The organism is Devosia sp. Leaf64, assembly GCF_001421945.1.
Lineage (GTDB): Bacteria > Pseudomonadota > Alphaproteobacteria > Rhizobiales > Devosiaceae > Devosia.
In genome coordinates, this window is sequence record NZ_LMLO01000012.1 from 254828 (window position 1) to 271028 (window position 16201).

14 protein-coding genes and 1 tRNA gene are annotated in these 16201 nt (G+C 59.1%); 7 read left to right on the top strand and 8 right to left on the bottom strand.

All coding sequences use genetic code 11. From position 1 onward, the window contains the following. Positions 1-63 precede the first annotated feature (63 nt). Together ASE94_RS06705 and ASE94_RS06710 are read right to left on the bottom strand one after the other, a co-directional pair. A complete protein-coding gene (locus tag ASE94_RS06705) occupies positions 64-1092 on the bottom strand; it encodes an ABC transporter permease (RefSeq protein ID WP_061911811.1) in 1029 nt (342 codons plus the stop codon). Between the two features lie 17 nt (positions 1093-1109). After that, on the bottom strand, positions 1110-2711 hold the full coding sequence (locus tag ASE94_RS06710) for an ABC transporter substrate-binding protein (RefSeq protein WP_062629711.1): 1602 nt from the start codon (positions 2709-2711) through the stop codon (positions 1110-1112). A gap of 80 nt (positions 2712-2791) precedes the next feature. Between ASE94_RS06710 and ASE94_RS06715 the strand changes: the two genes are divergently transcribed. From ASE94_RS06715 to ASE94_RS06725, 3 genes are all read left to right on the top strand, one after another. Next, a complete protein-coding gene (locus ASE94_RS06715; RefSeq protein WP_062629996.1) occupies positions 2792-3547 on the top strand; it encodes a FadR/GntR family transcriptional regulator in 756 nt (251 codons plus the stop codon). A 336-nt stretch (positions 3548-3883) separates the two neighbouring features. Further along, on the top strand, positions 3884-4786 hold the full coding sequence (gene kdgD, locus ASE94_RS06720) for a 5-dehydro-4-deoxyglucarate dehydratase (protein ID WP_062629712.1): 903 nt from the start codon (positions 3884-3886) through the stop codon (positions 4784-4786). A gap of 167 nt (positions 4787-4953) precedes the next feature. Continuing rightward, positions 4954-5976 (top strand): mannonate dehydratase, encoded by a 1023-nt coding sequence (locus tag ASE94_RS06725; protein ID WP_062629713.1) that lies wholly within the window; start codon positions 4954-4956, stop codon positions 5974-5976. 300 nt (positions 5977-6276) lie between these two features. On the opposite strand, the gene ASE94_RS06730 is transcribed toward ASE94_RS06725, so the two are convergent. The 3 genes from ASE94_RS06730 to ASE94_RS06740 all read right to left on the bottom strand — a co-directional run bounded on the left by ASE94_RS06730 (position 6277) and on the right by ASE94_RS06740 (position 9371). Next, positions 6277-6353 (bottom strand) — tRNA-Arg (locus ASE94_RS06730). A 126-nt stretch (positions 6354-6479) separates the two neighbouring features. After that, a complete protein-coding gene (locus tag ASE94_RS06735; protein WP_062629714.1) occupies positions 6480-7907 on the bottom strand; it encodes a HAMP domain-containing sensor histidine kinase in 1428 nt (475 codons plus the stop codon). Positions 7908-7955: 48 nt separating this feature from the next. After that, the gene (locus tag ASE94_RS06740) at positions 7956-9371 is read right to left on the bottom strand and encodes an FAD-dependent oxidoreductase (RefSeq protein ID WP_062629715.1); all 1416 of its coding nucleotides are present in this window, start codon (positions 9369-9371) and stop codon (positions 7956-7958) included. A 233-nt stretch (positions 9372-9604) separates the two neighbouring features. Between ASE94_RS06740 and rpmH the strand changes: the two genes are divergently transcribed. The 4 genes from rpmH to yihA all read left to right on the top strand — a co-directional run bounded on the left by rpmH (position 9605) and on the right by yihA (position 12718). Further along, positions 9605-9739, top strand: a complete 135-nt coding sequence (rpmH, locus tag ASE94_RS06745; RefSeq protein ID WP_035077916.1) for a 50S ribosomal protein L34 — start codon at positions 9605-9607, stop codon at positions 9737-9739. Positions 9740-9752: 13 nt separating this feature from the next. Further along, positions 9753-10157 (top strand): ribonuclease P protein component, encoded by a 405-nt coding sequence (gene rnpA, locus ASE94_RS06750; protein WP_062629716.1) that lies wholly within the window; start codon positions 9753-9755, stop codon positions 10155-10157. Further along, positions 10154-11995 carry a membrane protein insertase YidC gene (yidC, locus tag ASE94_RS06755; protein ID WP_062629717.1) on the top strand — a complete coding sequence of 614 codons (1842 nt, stop codon included), beginning with the start codon at positions 10154-10156 and terminating at the stop codon, positions 11993-11995. Before rnpA ends, yidC begins: the two co-directional genes overlap by 4 nt. A gap of 69 nt (positions 11996-12064) precedes the next feature. Then, positions 12065-12718 (top strand): ribosome biogenesis GTP-binding protein YihA/YsxC, encoded by a 654-nt coding sequence (yihA, locus tag ASE94_RS06760; RefSeq protein ID WP_062629718.1) that lies wholly within the window; start codon positions 12065-12067, stop codon positions 12716-12718. 61 nt (positions 12719-12779) lie between these two features. Here yihA and ASE94_RS21465 read toward each other — a convergent pair whose 3' ends face one another. From ASE94_RS21465 to msrB, 3 genes are all read right to left on the bottom strand, one after another. Further along, complete coding sequence (locus ASE94_RS21465; RefSeq protein ID WP_062629719.1) at positions 12780-14720, bottom strand: methyl-accepting chemotaxis protein; 1941 nt, start codon at positions 14718-14720, stop codon at positions 12780-12782. Between the two features lie 72 nt (positions 14721-14792). Beyond that, on the bottom strand, positions 14793-15506 hold the full coding sequence (locus tag ASE94_RS06770; protein WP_062629720.1) for a gamma-glutamyl-gamma-aminobutyrate hydrolase family protein: 714 nt from the start codon (positions 15504-15506) through the stop codon (positions 14793-14795). A gap of 87 nt (positions 15507-15593) precedes the next feature. Then, entirely contained in the window at positions 15594-16082 is a 489-nt protein-coding gene (gene msrB, locus ASE94_RS06775) for a peptide-methionine (R)-S-oxide reductase MsrB (RefSeq protein ID WP_062629997.1), read from the bottom strand. Between the last annotated feature and the right edge of the window lie 119 nt (positions 16083-16201).

Consider the following 16201-nt stretch of genomic DNA (forward strand, 5'->3'; position numbering starts at 1 on the left):
CTGAGCCGAGGCGAGACGCGGAGAGGAAGCTTTTGGTTCGCGGCGGGACGGTCTGGGAAACGTTCACGTCGTCACCTCACGAGTACGCGGATCGAGCACGAGATAAGCGAGATCCGAAAGGAAATTGAGGACCATGAAGATGATGCCGATGATCAAGGTTGCCGCCACGACGGCGTTCATGTCGCCGATCATGAGGGCATTGGTCATGTACTGGCCGATGCCGGGCCATGAAAACACGACCTCAGTCACGACGGCCCCTTCGAGCAGCCCGCCATAGGCAATGGCCAAAACCGTTACGAGCTGGACGGCGATATTGGGAAGAAGATGTCCCGAGACGATGCGCCAATTGGAAGCGCCTTTGGCGCGGGCCGCAATCACATAGTCCTGGTTCAGCTGCTCGAGAGTGAAGCTCCGGGTCATTCGGGTGATATAGGCCATAGCCGAATAGGCCAGAATGCAGGCGGGCAGAATGATGTGGCTGACTGCATTCCAGAAGACTTCATAGTCACCAACGAGGAGACTATCGATCAACAGCAAGCCGGTCTGTGGTTCAACGAGACCTTCAAGGTAGATGTCGATACGACCAGGACCACCAACCCAGTTGAGCGTCGCATAAAAGATGACCAGCCCGACAATGCCGAACCAGAAAACGGGAATGGAATGGCCGACAAGCGAGATGACGCGGGCAAACTGATCGAACCAGCTATCCCGAAAGAACGCTGCCGTCATCCCGAGCGGCACGCCGATCACGGTCGAAAGAACGACAGCAAGGGTCGCCAGTTCGAGAGTTGCCGGAAAAGCGGCGCGCAAGTCGTTGACGACTGGGTTGCCGGTCAAAATGGCGGTTCCGAGATCGCCCTGAACCATTGATGTCAGATAGATCCAGAACTGCTGATAGATCGGCAGATCCAGACCCAACCGCTGGCGCATGGCTTCATAGGTCGCCGGATCGGCAAGTTCGCCGACAATAGCGCCAACAGGATCGGTGGGCAGCACGCGGCCGATCACGAAGGTGACGAGGAGGAGGACAAAAAGGCTCAGGAGCAACTGCCCAATGCGCCGGCCCAACTCTATAAAAGTGAATTCCTTCATGATCGGCCGTTCGTCCGTTAGTTGCCGGAGCTTTTTGTTACGTCTTCAAGCCGTGTCAGGGACAGGGGATGACCTTCATAGCCCTGAACCTTGGCATTGATCACATAAGGCTCGAACCGTTCGAACATCGGGATCACTGCGGGGCTTGAGGCAAGGAACAGTTCCTGAATTTCCTTGATCAGCTCGGCACGACGCGCATCGTCACGCTCGCCATTTGCTTCGTTGCGCAGAGCGTTGAGTTCAGGAATGTCCCAGTCAGAACGCCAGACAAAATTGCCGGCATTGTTCGCTTCAAGCGAGTTGTCCGGATTGGTGACGTAATTGTCGATAGAACCCAAAGCCGTTGGCATGAATGCGCCAGTCTGTGGGATCAGCAGATCGAAGTCGCGCGCACGGTGGGCAGCAACGATGTCTGATCCATTCCCCTGCTGGACGCGAACATTGAGGCCGATCTCGGAAAGGCTTGCCTGGATGGCGGTTGCCATATCGACGCGCGGGGTCTGAGAAATGGTCTTGATGGTGAGGTCGAAACCGTTGGGATAGCCGGCTTCGGCCAACAAGGCGCGCGCCTTTTCGGGCTGGAACGACCAGTCGGGATTGGCAATAGCGCCTTCAAAATCTTCTGGCACCGGCACATTGCGCGCACGTCCATATGGGCCAAGGATCGTGTTTGCGATGCCTTCGTAGTCAATGCCGTAAGCAATGGCCTGACGAACCAGAGGATTGCTGAGTGGCTCGCGACCGGCATTCATCGCCAGGGCATAAAATCCACCAGTCTTGCTCTGGCCGATCTCAAAACCTTCCTTGCCGTCAAAGACCAACACGTCAGGCGCAGTCAACGCATTGGCGATATCGATATCGCCACGCTCAAGCATCAAACGAGCTGCCTGGCTTTCCGGTGCGTGACGCATGGCAACACGGCGCATCGCCGGGGCACCGTCCCAATAATCGGCGTTCGCTTCGAGGAGGACAATGTCATTGGGCGTCCAACGGCGGAGGGTAAAGGGACCGGAACCTGCAGCATTGGTCCGCAGCCACTCGTTGCCATAGTCGTCATTCACGACATGCTTTTGCACTTCGACGCTGTCGACGACACTCGCCGTGCCCATTGTCAGGCGGTAGAGAAGGGATTCTGGGATGACGCCGTCGGTCATTTCGATACGAACGGTCTTGTCATCGACCGCAGTGACCAAGCTCTCGATACGATCAGCGGTGTAGCCGGCATTCTTGAATGACGCGGCAGCAGACTGATCGAGCTTGATCAGGCGGACGAGCGAATAGACGACGTCCTGCGCACGCACCGGATTGCCGGACGTAAACTTGGCGTCCCGCAGATGAAAGGTGATCCCGGTATCATCGATGTCCCAGCTTTCTGCCAACTGAGGACGGACAGCATAGTTGTCCTCCGAGCTGAACTCGACCAGGCGATCATAGATATTGGCGAGGATTTCCTGGGTCTTCACCTCGGTACCCTGCTGCGGGTCGAGAGAGAGAACCTGGGCCAGGGATGTACCGATAACGAGTTGATCATCGGGGGTAGCCGCGAATGCGAGAGGCGACACCGCGCTCATCAGGGCGAATGCGGCACCTGCCAGCAGATGCTTTGAAAAATGCTTCATAAAGACTCCTCCGTCTTGTACCATATCCGCCATAGCATGTCGGTTGTATGTCGTATTATGATTATGGCGTTTCCAAGCGGATGGCAATAGTCTGTCACATACCGGTGTTTGTTGAGGGGAGAGACCAAGTGGAACAAGTGGTTACGCGGCGCCGCCCGCGCTTGGCGCAGATTGTCGTGGACGAATTGCGTCGCCGAATTGCCTCTGGAGCGCTTCCCGTCGGCTCTCAACTGCCGACCGAACCACAGCTGGAACAACAGTTCGAAGTGAGCCGCACCGTTGTGCGAGAGGCCATCGCCGAGCTGCGCGCATCCGGGCTCGTAACCCCAATCCAGGGCAAGGGGATCTTCGTCTCGGAGCAGACGCGACCTGCCATGATCGATCTTACGCCCGGCGAGATTCAGAGCATTCCCCAGACCCTCGAAATGCTCGAATTCCGTATGGCCATTGAGACCGAGGCGGCAGCAATTGCAGCCTATCGCCGCTCAGCTGAACAAGAAAATGCTATCCGCGCAGCCCACCATGACATGGCGAATCGGGTGATCGAGGATCGACCGACCACTGACGCAGATTTTGCATTTCACCTCGCGATCGGGGCAGCGACGAACAATCGGTTTTTCATCGATGGCCTGAAACGGTTTGGGCCTGCATCGATCCCGCGCAGTCAGTTCCCTACCCTGCCAAGTGCAAAAGATCCGGCTTATCTCGCCGGCGTTGTCGCAGAGCACGAGCGCATCCTCGATGCCATTGCCGATCAGGATCCTGATGCTGCGCGGCTCTCCATGCGCGAACATCTGCTTGGCAGTCAGAAGCGCTATCGCCGCCTCGCACGCTAAGTGGCAACGACCTCTCGACATCGTCGATAAATTCATATTATGTCATACCTCATATCAGGAGGTTGATATGACTTCGCCTTTTTTGGCATTCTTTCAGCATCGCAAAGGCTGCGCTGGACTCCAGCCACCTCGTCGATCTGACGTGCAAAATGCTGATTGCTTCCACGATATCCTGCCCTGCCGACGCTCAACTACACTCGGTAGCGCGAAATGAGGGTGCGGCTTTGCAAGCAGTCACGTCGCGCTGTTCCTTCTTCCTCCAGGCTTGAATTGCAAAGCGGCTGAACCGCTCCACCATCTTCCAACTCTTCACTCACCCTATTCAGGAATCTTGTTATGACGCCTTCCGAACTCAAGGTTGCACTTGGCAGCGGGCTGCTCTCCTTCCCCGTCACGACGTTCACCAAGGACCTTGCTTTCGATGAGGAAGCCTATCGTGCACATATCCACTGGCTCGATGGCTATAAGGCTTCAGTGCTTTTTGCGCCGGGCGGTACCGGTGAACTCTTTTCCCTCACGCCGCTAGAAGTCGCCTACGTAACGAAGGTCGCCAAGGCAACGTCAACCAATACCCCCATCGTCGGCGGCGCCGCTTATGGCACCGCAATGGCGGTTGAAATGGCAAAGGCGGCAGAGGCTGCGGGCGCTGACGGCATACTCTTGCTTCCGCCCTATCTGATGTTTGCCGAACAAGACGGTTTGGTCGCTCACGTAAAGGCTGTCTGCGATGCGGTCGGCATTGGCGTCGTCGTTTATAATCGCGACAACATCATTCTCTCTGCCGATAGCCTACAGCGTCTGTGCGATCAGTGCCCCAATCTGATCGGCTTCAAAGACGGACATGGGGAGGTCGATCGCGTCATCGAGATCACGACCAAGCTTCAGGATCGCCTGGTCTATATCGGCGGCATGCCGACCCATGAGCTCTATGCTCAGGCCTATTTCTCTGCCGGCGTTACCACCTATTCTTCAGCCGTCTTCAACTTCGTGCCAGAGCTTGCCCAAAAGTTCTACTCGGCCCTGCGCGCTGGCGAAAAAGCGACGACCGACCAAATCCTGAAAGACTTTTTCTTCCCGCTTGTTGCGCTGCGCAATCGCAAGAAGGGCTATGCCGTTTCGATCATCAAGGCGGGTCTTGAAGCACGTGGACGCATCGCGGGCCCCGTTCGTCCACCTCTCACTAACCTGACCGCGACCGAAATGGACGAACTCAAGGCGCTGATCGCCAAAGTCGCCTAACCCTCATCCTGCGGCTTTTGCCTCCCTGTGAGCCGCGGGCAGACTCTCTGGCTCTTAGCCGGAGAGTCTCGCAATTGCCCCACTCAAGCGTGTGTTGCCGCCACAGCCATCAAGCCTGTCTCGGCGCCGTGGCGAGACCGCACTTCCATAGTTGAAGGACACTAAACATGTATGTTGGCACCCAGCTAAGCGGCGGCATGCTCGAGGAATTTGGCGACGCCCATCTGCGCCAGCTCGCCCAGCTTGGGCTTTATCATGTCTGCATTGATCCCATCGGTGCGCCACGCGATTGGACGCGTGACCTGCTGGCGCGCCATATCGAGCGCGTCGATGCTGGCGGCCTCAAGCTGGACATGGTGCAACTCCCGCTCGCCTCGCTGAACATCGATACTCAAAACATCGATAAAGTGAGTTCGCCTGCCATCGTCCTTGGACAGGGCGACGAGCGCGATCGTCAGATCGAGGGGATTTGTCGGCTTATCGAAGACCTCGCAGCGCTCGGCGTCCACTCGGCCAAATACAATTTCAGCTATTTGGGCGTTCCCCGAACGCAATCTGAACGCGGACGTGGCGGCGCGCTGGTGCCGACATTCCGCGCTGATCAGATTACCAATGCCGACGATCTGACATCCGCCGGACGGGTGACTGCGGACCAATTCTGGGAACGCATTACCTACTTCCTCGAACGCGTTATTCCAGTGGCCGAGGCCAACAAGGTTCGCCTCGCGTGCCATCCAAATGATCCGATGACGCCCCCGAATTATCGCGGCATCGAAGATAGCGTCATCTCACATGTCGAGGGGCTGAAGCGCTTCGTGTCTATCGCCGAGAGCCCCTATCACGGGCTGAACTTCTGCCAGGGCACGATCGGTGAGAGCCTCGAAAATCCACGCGAGGAGATTGCTGACGTCATTCGTTGGTTCGGTACACGCGGAAAGATTTTCAACGTCCACTTCCGCAACATCAAGGGGAAGCGCTTCTCGTTTACAGAAGTTTTCCCGGACGATGGCGATATGGATATGGCCCACAGCCTGCGCGTGTACAAAGAATCCGGCGTCGACTGCATGATCATGCCGGACCATGTGCCGGAGATCGATGGGCAAGCGCCATTCGAGACAGCATTCGCTTTCTGCTATGGCTATATCATCGCCCTGTTCCAGGCGAACGGCTGGGATCCCTACGGCCGATAGACCGACCGCACGATCTCCAAGTGGCTAGCCCGCTTGGACTTTTGTATGAAGGAGCAGGACGGGTAGTACCCAGTCCTGCTTTTTGATTATCGCGACAGATGTTTTCTGCGGGCAGCGAGAAGATAGGCGCGGTCCGCTATTCCCAGACAGACGCCTCAACTGCAGCAACCTCGCCCTAGCTGCGATGGCGTGACATTTCGCGCGGGCTTACGTCACGCAACTGGCGCGCAGGACTGATATTGCACGCAATTTATGATGAGACTGTCTGGAAAAGAGTTCCTTGCTGGCAGTGCAAAGAAATGGCGCGCCCGAAGAGATTCGAACTCCTGACCCCCAGATTCGTAGTCTGGTGCTCTATCCAGCTGAGCTACGGGCGCGCATACCGCACGATGGCGGATGCTATTCGGTGGGGAGCAACTTCGCTCTCCCCGAAAGCGAGGCAACCCATATAGTGGTGCTTTGCGCATTGCAAGCGTGTGACACGCACTTTTTAAGCGAAGCTGTCAGAGGCTGTGAATATCTCTTGGAAGCGTCAACTCGAACTGGGTGCCCGGCTCGGCGCTGTCGATGTAGCGCAAGGTGCCGCCATTGGCCTCGGTGAGTTCACGAGCGATGGCAAGGCCAAGACCTGTGCCGCCCGCACGCGCAGAGCCTTCGAAGGCGACGAAGAGATTGTCCTTGGCACGAGGCGGCAGGCCGGGGCCATTGTCGCTGATGAACACGATCGCCTGTGTATCGGTCAGCGTGACGGTCGCGGTGATTTTCTGGCCGGACGTCTGCTGCGTCGCTTCCAGAGCCTCGCGGGCGTTTTTGAGGAGATTGACGAAAACACGCGTCATCTGCCCCGCATCGAGAAAGACGGAGACCTCACCCGGCGCTGCAAGATCGAAAGCAATCGTGGGATGACCCGCGAGGTGCGCCTCGAACGCGGCATCCTCAATCAGCGCCTTGAGTTGCACGGGCGCAGGCTGCGGCACGCTGGTGGCCTCGCGACCATAATCGAGCACCGATTGAGCAAAGCCGATGGCGCGGTCGAGCGTCGTCACGAGACGTGGCGCGAGACGCTGGACCTTGGGATCGTCCAAAGTCGCCACCTGATCGGACAGAAGCTGAGCGGAGGTCAGCGTATTGCGCAGGTCATGATTGATCTTGGCGACCGCAAGGCCGAGATCGGCCAAGTGCCTTTGCTGGCGCAGCATGCTGAAAAGCTCGCTCTCCATCGCCGATAGTTCGTGTTCGAGAACCCCGATTTCATCGCGCCGCGAAGTCGGATCGAGGATGAGCGTTGCGTTCTCAGGCGCCTTGCGGAAGCGGAGGATATTGGTGGTCAACCGCTGGACCGGCAGGATGAAAAGCTGGCTCACGAGCATATAGAGCGCGAAAGCGGTGACGGCCGCGATGCCCAGAGAAACCAGCACGATATTGCGCGAATAATCGATGAGGTCCGCCCGCAGTGGCCGCTCCGACATCAGAATCTCGACCTGAGCCTCTTCGAGATCGCCCTCGCCAATGATGCGGAGCGTGCGTCCGGGGCCGGCAAAGAGCGTATCGAGCGCCCCCACAATGAGGCTCGGCAGATCGCGCTGGCGCATATCGGCTGTAACCACGCGCTCAGGGGTCACCGGATCGGCAAGTTCAATGAGCTGGCTCTGGCCTTCGCGGCGATAGACGATGGCGTTAGCGCCTGCAGACGTCAGAAGGCGATCGGTCAGATTGCGCGGCAGCGACATGACATCAGGCACGGCATCGAGAACACGCGCCGCGACGATGCCGACGCGCAAACGATCATCGAGCCAAGACGCGCGATAGGTGGCGAGCGAGGGCAGATAGATGATGATTTCGACAAGCAGAATCACGGCGATGATCGTCGCGATCAGCTTGTTGGAGAGGCCGAAAAAACGGGCCGGTGTCACATTGGATTCGTCTGTCATCGCAGCTCGATCATAGGAGATGACGGGCTTGGGCGTCAGCCCCTCAACCTACCGCTCGAACAGACGACGGATCGCGCGACCGCCCTGCCCTCTCTTTGATACGTCTTGAGCGGGCAAATAGTTCTCTCCAAGTCGTGAAAGAACCTCCATTAGGCTGGGACGCGGCATGGGCAGCCGGGCCAGTTCGAGCAGACCGCCTTTGCGATCCGCGACGAGCGACAGCACGCCGGCCAATTCGGCGGCGTCTGGCCCCAGAATAGTCGCGCGCCCAATCTGGCCGCTTTCGCTCACGCTGACTTTGAGAAGGCCGGAGCCCTGGCCCATCGCAGCGGCGCGGTCGTTTTCCGCGAGGTTTTCGCGGAGGATCGATTCATTGCCGCCTTTTCGCCCAAGGCCAGCCGGAGCGATTTCGGCCAGTGCGGGCTCGGTGAGAACAGTCCGCGGTATGCGCAGAGATGGCGGAGAGCTACGCCCAAGCGCGGCTTCGACTGCCGCCCGGCCTTCGGCCACGGCCTCGGACCACTCAGCGCGGCCTGCAGCATAGCCGGCAAATCGCACGAAGCGCGAGGACGAGGCGCCAAGGGCACCGCGGACGAACCCAATCGACGCTGAGCTCGGCTTGAGCTTCAGCTTGGCGATGTCGAGTGCGTCGAGATCGACTTCTCTACCCATCGAAATCAGCAGATGCGAGGCGTCGAGTGCGTCAGTCGTGCCATCTGGCCCGGCAATTTCCACGCCGATTCCCTGTGACCGCTTCTTTATTGCGGAAACACGCGCCCCTTCATGGATGGTAATGCCTTCTTCCCGGAGCGCGCGCAGCAGCAGTGATACCGCCTCGGGATCAAAGCCCGGAAGCAGTTCGCCGTGCGGTACCAGTGTCACCTCGGCGCCAAGCCGGCGCTGGATTTGGGCATGCTCCAATGCGCTGGCATCGCCGCCGACGATAACGAGGTGCGTCAGCTTGCGCTGATTCTCGAGGATGGAATCGGTGGTGAAGGCAGACACATCTGCCAAACCTTCGAGATCAGGAACGACGGGCAGGCCACCTATGGCAATGATCACCCCACGCGGTTTGATTGTTATATCGCCGATCACCAGCGACCGCGCATCGATGAACCTGACATCCCCACGCATCACCGTGACACCACGTGCGGTGAGAATTTCCGGCGCAGTCGCGCGCATGCGGTCTTCAACGAGCTTGGTGGCGAGCTCGCTGATCTGTTTGAGCGAGACTTTGAACTCGGACGCACCAATGCCGAGATCGGGTGCCCTGCGTATATCTTCGACACGCCGGGCGCTTTCCGCCAAGGCGGCCTTGCGCAGGGAAAGATGAGCGGCATCGCCCGGCTCGGGCGCGCCGCGATCGGCCAGAACCACGTTGGCGCCAAGACGACGAGCATAGAGCGCGAGCTCGACGCCGAGGCTCCCGGCACCGATGATGCAAAGATCAGGAGGAGTGGACACGGGCAAAGCTCCGCCGCAGGCTGAATAATGCCTGCACTTATGCTGTTCCCTGCCCGGCTTTACAACCGCCCCGAAAGCGCAAGAGAACAGGCCTTGCCGCGTTGACTTGGCGGCTGGTTTTCCCTATAGACCCCTCGAACAAAGCTGGCGCGCTCTGCCCTGCCGGCCGGATAAGTTTTATGCGCGAGAAGCGCCAGCAATAGAGGAACCGTGCGGTTGCGCGGTTAAAAGTCATGAAGCGTACTTACCAGCCTTCCAAGCTCGTGCGTGCTCGCCGTCACGGTTTCCGCGCCCGCATGGCCACCAAGGACGGCCGTGCGATTCTGAACCGCCGCCGTCGCGACGGCCGCAAGAAGCTCTCGGCCTAAGGCTGTTGGCCGGATGACGGCCGACGCTCCAGCGGAAGCGACATTGCGCCGCCTCAAGCGGCGCTCGCAGTTTTTGAGGGCAGCCCGGGGCAATCGCGCCGGGCGCTCTGCGTTTGGAATGCAGGTTGCACCCGTCGAGGATGCGCTGCCTGGCGTCGGGTTCACCGTCACCAAGAAGGTGGGCAATTCCCCGGAGCGCAATCGCATGAAGCGTCGCCTGCGGGCGGCTGCGGCAGCTTGCGCAGATGACTTTCGGCCCGGACACGACTATGTGCTGCTGGCAAGGCGCGAGGCCCTGAGCAGGCCCTTTGCCAAAATGATCACCGACCTTAGCGGTCTTATCGCCCGCGTGCATGACACGGAAGCGGACGACAATCGGATACGGCCCGGGCGCGGCCCACGGAAATCGACATCATGAACCTAGACAATCGCAATGTGATTCTCGCCGTCGTGCTCAGCATGCTCGTGCTGTTCGGCTGGCAGTTCCTCGTTGCCGGACCGCAAATGGAGCGTGCGCAGCAGCAAGCTCGGATCGCCGCTGAACAGCAGGCCGAACAGGAAGCGCTGGCCGTCCCGGCCGCCAACCCCGATGGCACTGTGTCGGCAGCAACGCCCGCTCAGCCCGCCAGCGCTCAGACCTTTGCCGATCGTGCCAGCGCCCTCGCTGCTTCGACCCGCGTCGCCATCGACACCGAAGATCTCGCAGGCTCGATCAACCTGACCGGCGCGCGCATCGATGATCTCCGCCTCGAAAAGTATCGCGAAACGGTCGATCCCGAATCCCCGATCATCACGCTTCTCAGCCCCTCGGGCGCCCCCGGCGGCTATTATGTCGAGCATGGCTGGGCTCCTGCGGCCGGCGCGACTGTCGCTCTGCCTGATTCCAATACAGTCTGGGCTGTCGAAAACGGCGCGACGACACTGACCGCTGCGACGCCTGTGACGCTGGTTTGGGACAATGGCCAAGGCCTGATCTTCCGACGCACCATTGCGCTTGATGAGCATTATCTCTTCACCATTACCCAGTCGGTCGAAAATACCGGTGCGGGCGATGTGTCGCTTTTCCCCTATGCCCGCGTCGTTCGTCAGGGCACTCCGCCGGTCCAGAACTTCTTCATCCAGCATGAAGGCCCGATCGGCGTTCTCGGCAACAACAACTACGTCTCGCGCAAGTACCACGATCTGCAAAACGACAAGCAGGTCGACTTCGCCTCGACCACTGGCTGGCTCGGAATCGCCGACAAGTATTGGGCAACCGCCGTGCTGCCTCAGCCGGGTGCTGGCATCAATGCGCGATTTGCCTATTCGACCCAGGGCACGACCCCGATCTACCAGACCAACTATGTCGAAACCCAGCCGGTCGTCGTGCCGGCCGGCGGCACCGCATCGAGCGAAAGCTTCGTCTTTGCCGGCGCCAAGGAAGATCACGTCATCTCGGCCTATCAGACCGAGCATGGCTTTGATCGCCTTGAACTCCTGATCGACTGGGGTTGGTTCCACTTCCTCACCAAGCCGATGCATTGGCTGCTGGTGACGCTCTATGGTCTCCTCGGCAACTTCGGTCTCGCGGTTCTCGCCGTGACCATTATCGTCAAGGCCATCTTCTTCCCGCTGGCCAGCCGGTCCTATGCCTCCATGGCCGCCATGCGCCGCGTGCAGCCGGAAATGAAGGCGATCCAGGAGCGTCTCAAGGAAGATCGCGCTGCTCAGCAGCAGGCGATGATGGAGCTCTACAAGAAGGAAAAGATCAATCCGCTCTCTGGTTGCTGGCCGATCCTGATCCAGATCCCGGTCTTCTTCGCGCTCTACACGGTTATCTTCATCTCCATCGAAATGCGGCACGCGCCGTTCTTCGGCTGGATTCAGGATTTGGCCGCGCCCGATCCGACCAATATCTTCACGCTCTTTGGCCTGATCCCGTGGAATCCGACCGTTCTTCCGGTCGTTGGCTCCTTCCTCCACCTTGGCGTGTGGCCTGTGATCATGGGCATCACCATGTGGGTGCAGATGAAGCTCAATCCGCCGCCGCCGGATCCGACCCAGGCAATGATCTTCAACTGGATGCCGATCATCTTCACCTTCATGCTCGGCGCCTTCCCCGCTGGTCTCGTGATCTACTGGGCATGGAACAATACGTTGTCGGTGACCCAGCAATGGGTGATCATGAAGCGCCACGGCGCCGAGGTGAACCTTTTTGGGAACATCCTCGACACCTTCCGCAAGAAGCCTAAACCGGCTGAAAATTCCAAGAACTAACGACATTCCCGCACGATACGGGGCCCGCTGGAAAACCAGCGGGCCCTCGTCTTTGAGGCCGAGGACCACATGACCGAAATCGATTACCCAACCGACCTCATCGAACGCGGCCGCCTGATGTTTGCGCGCCCGATCCTCTTCACCAAGGGCTGCGTCAGCCTTGCCGACCTGCCGCCGATGGACCGCGTCGAAATCGCATTTGCCGGCCGTTCCAATGTCGGCAAATCGAGCCTGATCAACGCGCTTTGCGGCACGTCCAACCTGGCGCGCACTTCCAACACGCCCGGCAGAACGCAGGAACTCAACATCTTCGAGAGCCAGAGCGAAAACCTACGCATCGTCGACATGCCGGGCTATGGCTATGCCAAGGCGCCAGAGCCGAAGGTGAAGGCCTGGACCAAGCTGGTCCATCAGTACCTCGTCGGCCGCGCCACGCTGCGCCGCGTCTATGTACTGATCGATAGCCGTCATGGCCCCAAGGACAATGACCTCAGCGTCATGAACGAGCTCGACCGCGCCGCCGTCAGCTACCAAGTCGTGCTGACCAAGGCGGATAAGCCGAATTCGGCCGATGTCGAAAAGGCGCTGGAATTGACGCGCTGGTCGATCGCCAAGCGCCCCGCCTCGCACCCCCATGTGTTGCTTACCTCAAGCGAAAAAGGCACGGGGATCAAGGAATTGCGCACCGAAATCGCCATGCTGCTCGCGAGCAGCAGCACCTGACATGCAAAAGCCCCGCCGGTCCTCTGACCCGCGGGGCTTTCTTTTGAAGCTGCGGCTAATTTCAGGCAGCGTAGCGCGTTGCGGAGCGTGTGTCGCCGATATCGAAGACCGCGACGATCTGATCGAGTTCTTCAGCCTGTGCCTCGGTCTGCTCGATAGCCGCATTGGTTTCTTCCACCAGCGCAGCATTATGCTGGGTGATCTCATCCATCTGCCGCACGGCGACGCTGACCTCACCGATCGACTGCGCCTGAGCGCGGCTCGCTTCGGCGATTTCGCCGATCAGCTTGGCGCTTTCCTTGACCGAAAGATTGAGCGAGGAAATCTGTCCGGCGATCTGCATCACGACTTCGGTGCCGGCATGGACCTCGCCGGCAGAGATTTCGATAAGCTGCTTAATCTCCGAGGACGCCTCGGCGGCAGATTGAGCAAGGCGTCGCACTTCGACGGCAACCACGGCAAATCCTTTGCCCGCCTCCCCTGCCCGCGCCGCTTCAACCGACGCATTGAGCGCGAGGAGATTGGTCTGGAAGGCGATGTCGTCGATCATGCCGATGATGTTGGAGATCTTGGAAGACGAAGTCGAAATTTGCTGCATGGCGGCATTGGCAGATTCCATCGCAATGCCGCTTTCAACCGCAATGCGCGAGGCATCGTTGACGGAGCGATTAGCCTCGACGGCACGCTTTGCATTCTCGGTCACGGTGCCTGAAAGGCCAGCCACGGTTGATGTCGTCTGCTGCACCATGGCCGCCTGGCGGCTGGTGCGTTCGGCAAGGTCGTTCGAGCCAGCGAGGATCTCGCCTGTGGCTGTCTTGAGGAGATGCGAAGTATCCTTGAGGCGCCCCATCAATTCACCGAGCCGGTCCGCTACTGCATTGGTATTGTGCTGCAATTCGGCAAAGGCGCCGCGGAATTCGCCATTGACGCGCTTGGTCAGATCGGCCTGTGCCAGGGCCGAAAGTACCTTTCCGGTACCGGTCAGGCCCTTGTCGACGGCATCAAGGAGAGAATTGACCTCGCCGGCTAAACCGCTGAGTTCAGGCTGGCTGTAATCTGCGGAAACGCGCATGGCGAGCTGACCACCCATGACGGCCTGCAGCGTCTCGCGCAGGTCTTCGGTCAACCGGTCGGATGCACGGCGGCGGTGCCCGCTTTCCGTGCTGCGCTCCTGCTCGGTGCGCTCGAGTTCGGCCTGTTCGATCAGCGCGCCGCGGAAGCTGGCAAAGGCGTCGAACATCACCGTCAATTCGTCCGAAACCTTCTGCGCCGGAATTTCGATGTCGGTATTGCCTTTGGACAATTGGGCAGTAATGCCAACGAGTTGTGCGAGCCGCGCTGCGACGACCTTTTGGAAAAATACGAGGACGGTCAGGCAACCGATTGCTGCGCCAAGCCCCGCGAGCAGTAGTGTTGCGATCGCAAAGACCTGAGCGGTTTCGAGACGATCAAGTCCTGCCTGCAAGTCCGCATGGACGAGACTTTCAAGGCTTGTCGCTTCGTTGATGACGCGATCATAGCCTGCGTCGAATGCCGCGTCGGCGGCTGATCCAACGCCCTCTTGGCCATTGCCGCGCGCGGCATAGCGCTGCTCACCGGCGGCGCGGAACGCGCTGAGCGCCTCCGCGACCTTGGGAATGGCGGCTTGGACGCCTTCGTCGGTCGAGGCGAGATAGGCTTCGTCGCCGCTCGTGGCGCCATTTTGGATAGCGCGCAGATAGAATTCGGCGCGGTCGAGTTTGGCCCAAACCTCTGCAATATCTTCGGTTTCGTCGCCGCCCATGATCTCTTCGAACTGAAGATGGGCTGCTGTCGTGTTCAGCTTGATTTCCATCGCCGCCTTGATGTGGGGCGCGAAACTGGTGCCGACTTCGTCGCCACGATCGGCAAGTGATTTGGCGCTGAAAAGAGCCATGCCACCGAGGGCGGCGACGATAACACCAAAGCCTATAAAGACGATGAGGAGCTTTTTGGTGATGGATAACCTATTGAAGCCAAACATATTTGCAGACCTTGACGCTAGGGCATGCCTGCAAAGATGAACCTTCTTAGTTAATACGCTGTTTCACATAAGTTATGACGCGTTGTTACGGAAGAAGGCGCCAATGTAATTGGCCACCCGAGAACTGTCGGATTGCTTGTCGAATGACTTGAAACCTGTCTCGACAACTTCATCTGGCGCGATGCCGCGCCGGAGATCGACGAGCGCCTCGGCATAGCTATCCACAAACTCCGGATGTGGCTGAAAACTCAGGGCTTTTCCCGTTTTGTAGAGGAGGCCGGCATTAGGGGTAAAGTCCGAGCCTAGGATGACTTCGGCCGCTGTTGGCGCCTCGACAACCTGATCCTGGTGCGAACAGGCGATAGAGAGGGTTTCGGGCGCATCGGGCATGAAACCGGGACGGGTTTTGACCTCGTAGGTGTGGCGGCCAAGTCCCCAGCCCTTATGGGATTTTTCGACTTTTCCGCCCAGGGCATCGGCCATGATCTGGTGGCCGAAACAGACGCCGAGCATGGGGATTTGAGCGGCGTAGGCTTTGCGGATGAAATCGCGGAGCGGGGGCAGCCAGGCGTGATCTTCGTAGACGCCGGCGGGTGAACCGGTGATCAGAATAGCGTCCAACTGCGCTGGATCCGGTAGCATTCCGTTATCGTCGACAGCGATGACGTCAAAACTGAAATCGTCACCGATGCTGACGAGCATACGCTCGAACATTTTTGGGTAAGAGCCATATTCGGGACGGAGAGCTTCGGGGACGTAACCGGTCTCAATGATGGTGATGCGCATCGGAGCCAATGGGCTGAACAGGATGCTCCACCTATAAAAGCTCGGGCCGGAAGTGCAACTCCGGCCCGCTCAACTCAGCCATGCCGATCAGGCGGCGACGAATTTCAGCGAGACGCCATTGATGCAATAGCGCAGGCCCGTCGGCGCGGGACCGTCGTTGAAGACGTGGCCCTGGTGACCACCGCAATTGCTGCAATGGACTTCGGTGCGCGTCATGCCAAAGCTGTTGTCTTCGGTGGAGCCGATGGCAGCGGGAATAAAATCGTAAAAACTGGGCCAACCGGTGCCACTGTCGAACTTGGTTTCCGACTTGAACAAAGCCTGGTCGCAACCGGCGCAGTGGAAGACGCCCGTGTCATGCTCGTCATTGAGCGGAGACGTGAAGGGTCGCTCTGTGCCTTCGTGACGCAGAACGTCATAGGCAGCGGGGTCGAGCTTGGCCTTCCATTCCGCATCGGTGAGCTTGAAGGGAAAATCGCCTTCGGCAGCGCTCGGCTGATCGCCCGTGCGCCAAAGCGTCAGCGCCGAAATCGCGGCCACGGCCGAGCCGGCAGCAAGAAAACTGCGACGAGAGATCTGCATGGTAAAATCCTTTCGAGCACAGGCGCATCTTAGCCGATCGTCGGGGCGCTGATGCGTCAAAAAATAGAGAGGCTTCGCACCGGGGGGAGCGAAGCCTCATCACCTCATGAGGG

Bases quoted from the DNA above. Each gene is read 5' to 3' on its own strand.
- ASE94_RS06705 (WP_061911811.1), bottom strand. From the start codon at position 1,092: ATGAAGGAATTCACTTTTATAGAGTTGGGCCGGCGCATTGGGCAGTTG.
- ASE94_RS06710 (WP_062629711.1), bottom strand. From the start codon at position 2,711: ATGAAGCATTTTTCAAAGCATCTGCTGGCAGGTGCCGCATTCGCCCTG.
- ASE94_RS06715 (WP_062629996.1), top strand. From the start codon at position 2,792: ATGGCAATAGTCTGTCACATACCGGTGTTTGTTGAGGGGAGAGACCAA.
- kdgD (WP_062629712.1), top strand. From the start codon at position 3,884: ATGACGCCTTCCGAACTCAAGGTTGCACTTGGCAGCGGGCTGCTCTCC.
- ASE94_RS06725 (WP_062629713.1), top strand. From the start codon at position 4,954: ATGTATGTTGGCACCCAGCTAAGCGGCGGCATGCTCGAGGAATTTGGC.
- ASE94_RS06735 (WP_062629714.1), bottom strand. From the start codon at position 7,907: ATGACAGACGAATCCAATGTGACACCGGCCCGTTTTTTCGGCCTCTCC.
- rpmH (WP_035077916.1), top strand. From the start codon at position 9,605: ATGAAGCGTACTTACCAGCCTTCCAAGCTCGTGCGTGCTCGCCGTCAC.
- rnpA (WP_062629716.1), top strand. From the start codon at position 9,753: ATGACGGCCGACGCTCCAGCGGAAGCGACATTGCGCCGCCTCAAGCGG.
- yidC (WP_062629717.1), top strand. From the start codon at position 10,154: ATGAACCTAGACAATCGCAATGTGATTCTCGCCGTCGTGCTCAGCATG.
- yihA (WP_062629718.1), top strand. From the start codon at position 12,065: ATGACCGAAATCGATTACCCAACCGACCTCATCGAACGCGGCCGCCTG.
- ASE94_RS21465 (WP_062629719.1), bottom strand. From the start codon at position 14,720: ATGTTTGGCTTCAATAGGTTATCCATCACCAAAAAGCTCCTCATCGTC.
- ASE94_RS06770 (WP_062629720.1), bottom strand. From the start codon at position 15,506: ATGCGCATCACCATCATTGAGACCGGTTACGTCCCCGAAGCTCTCCGT.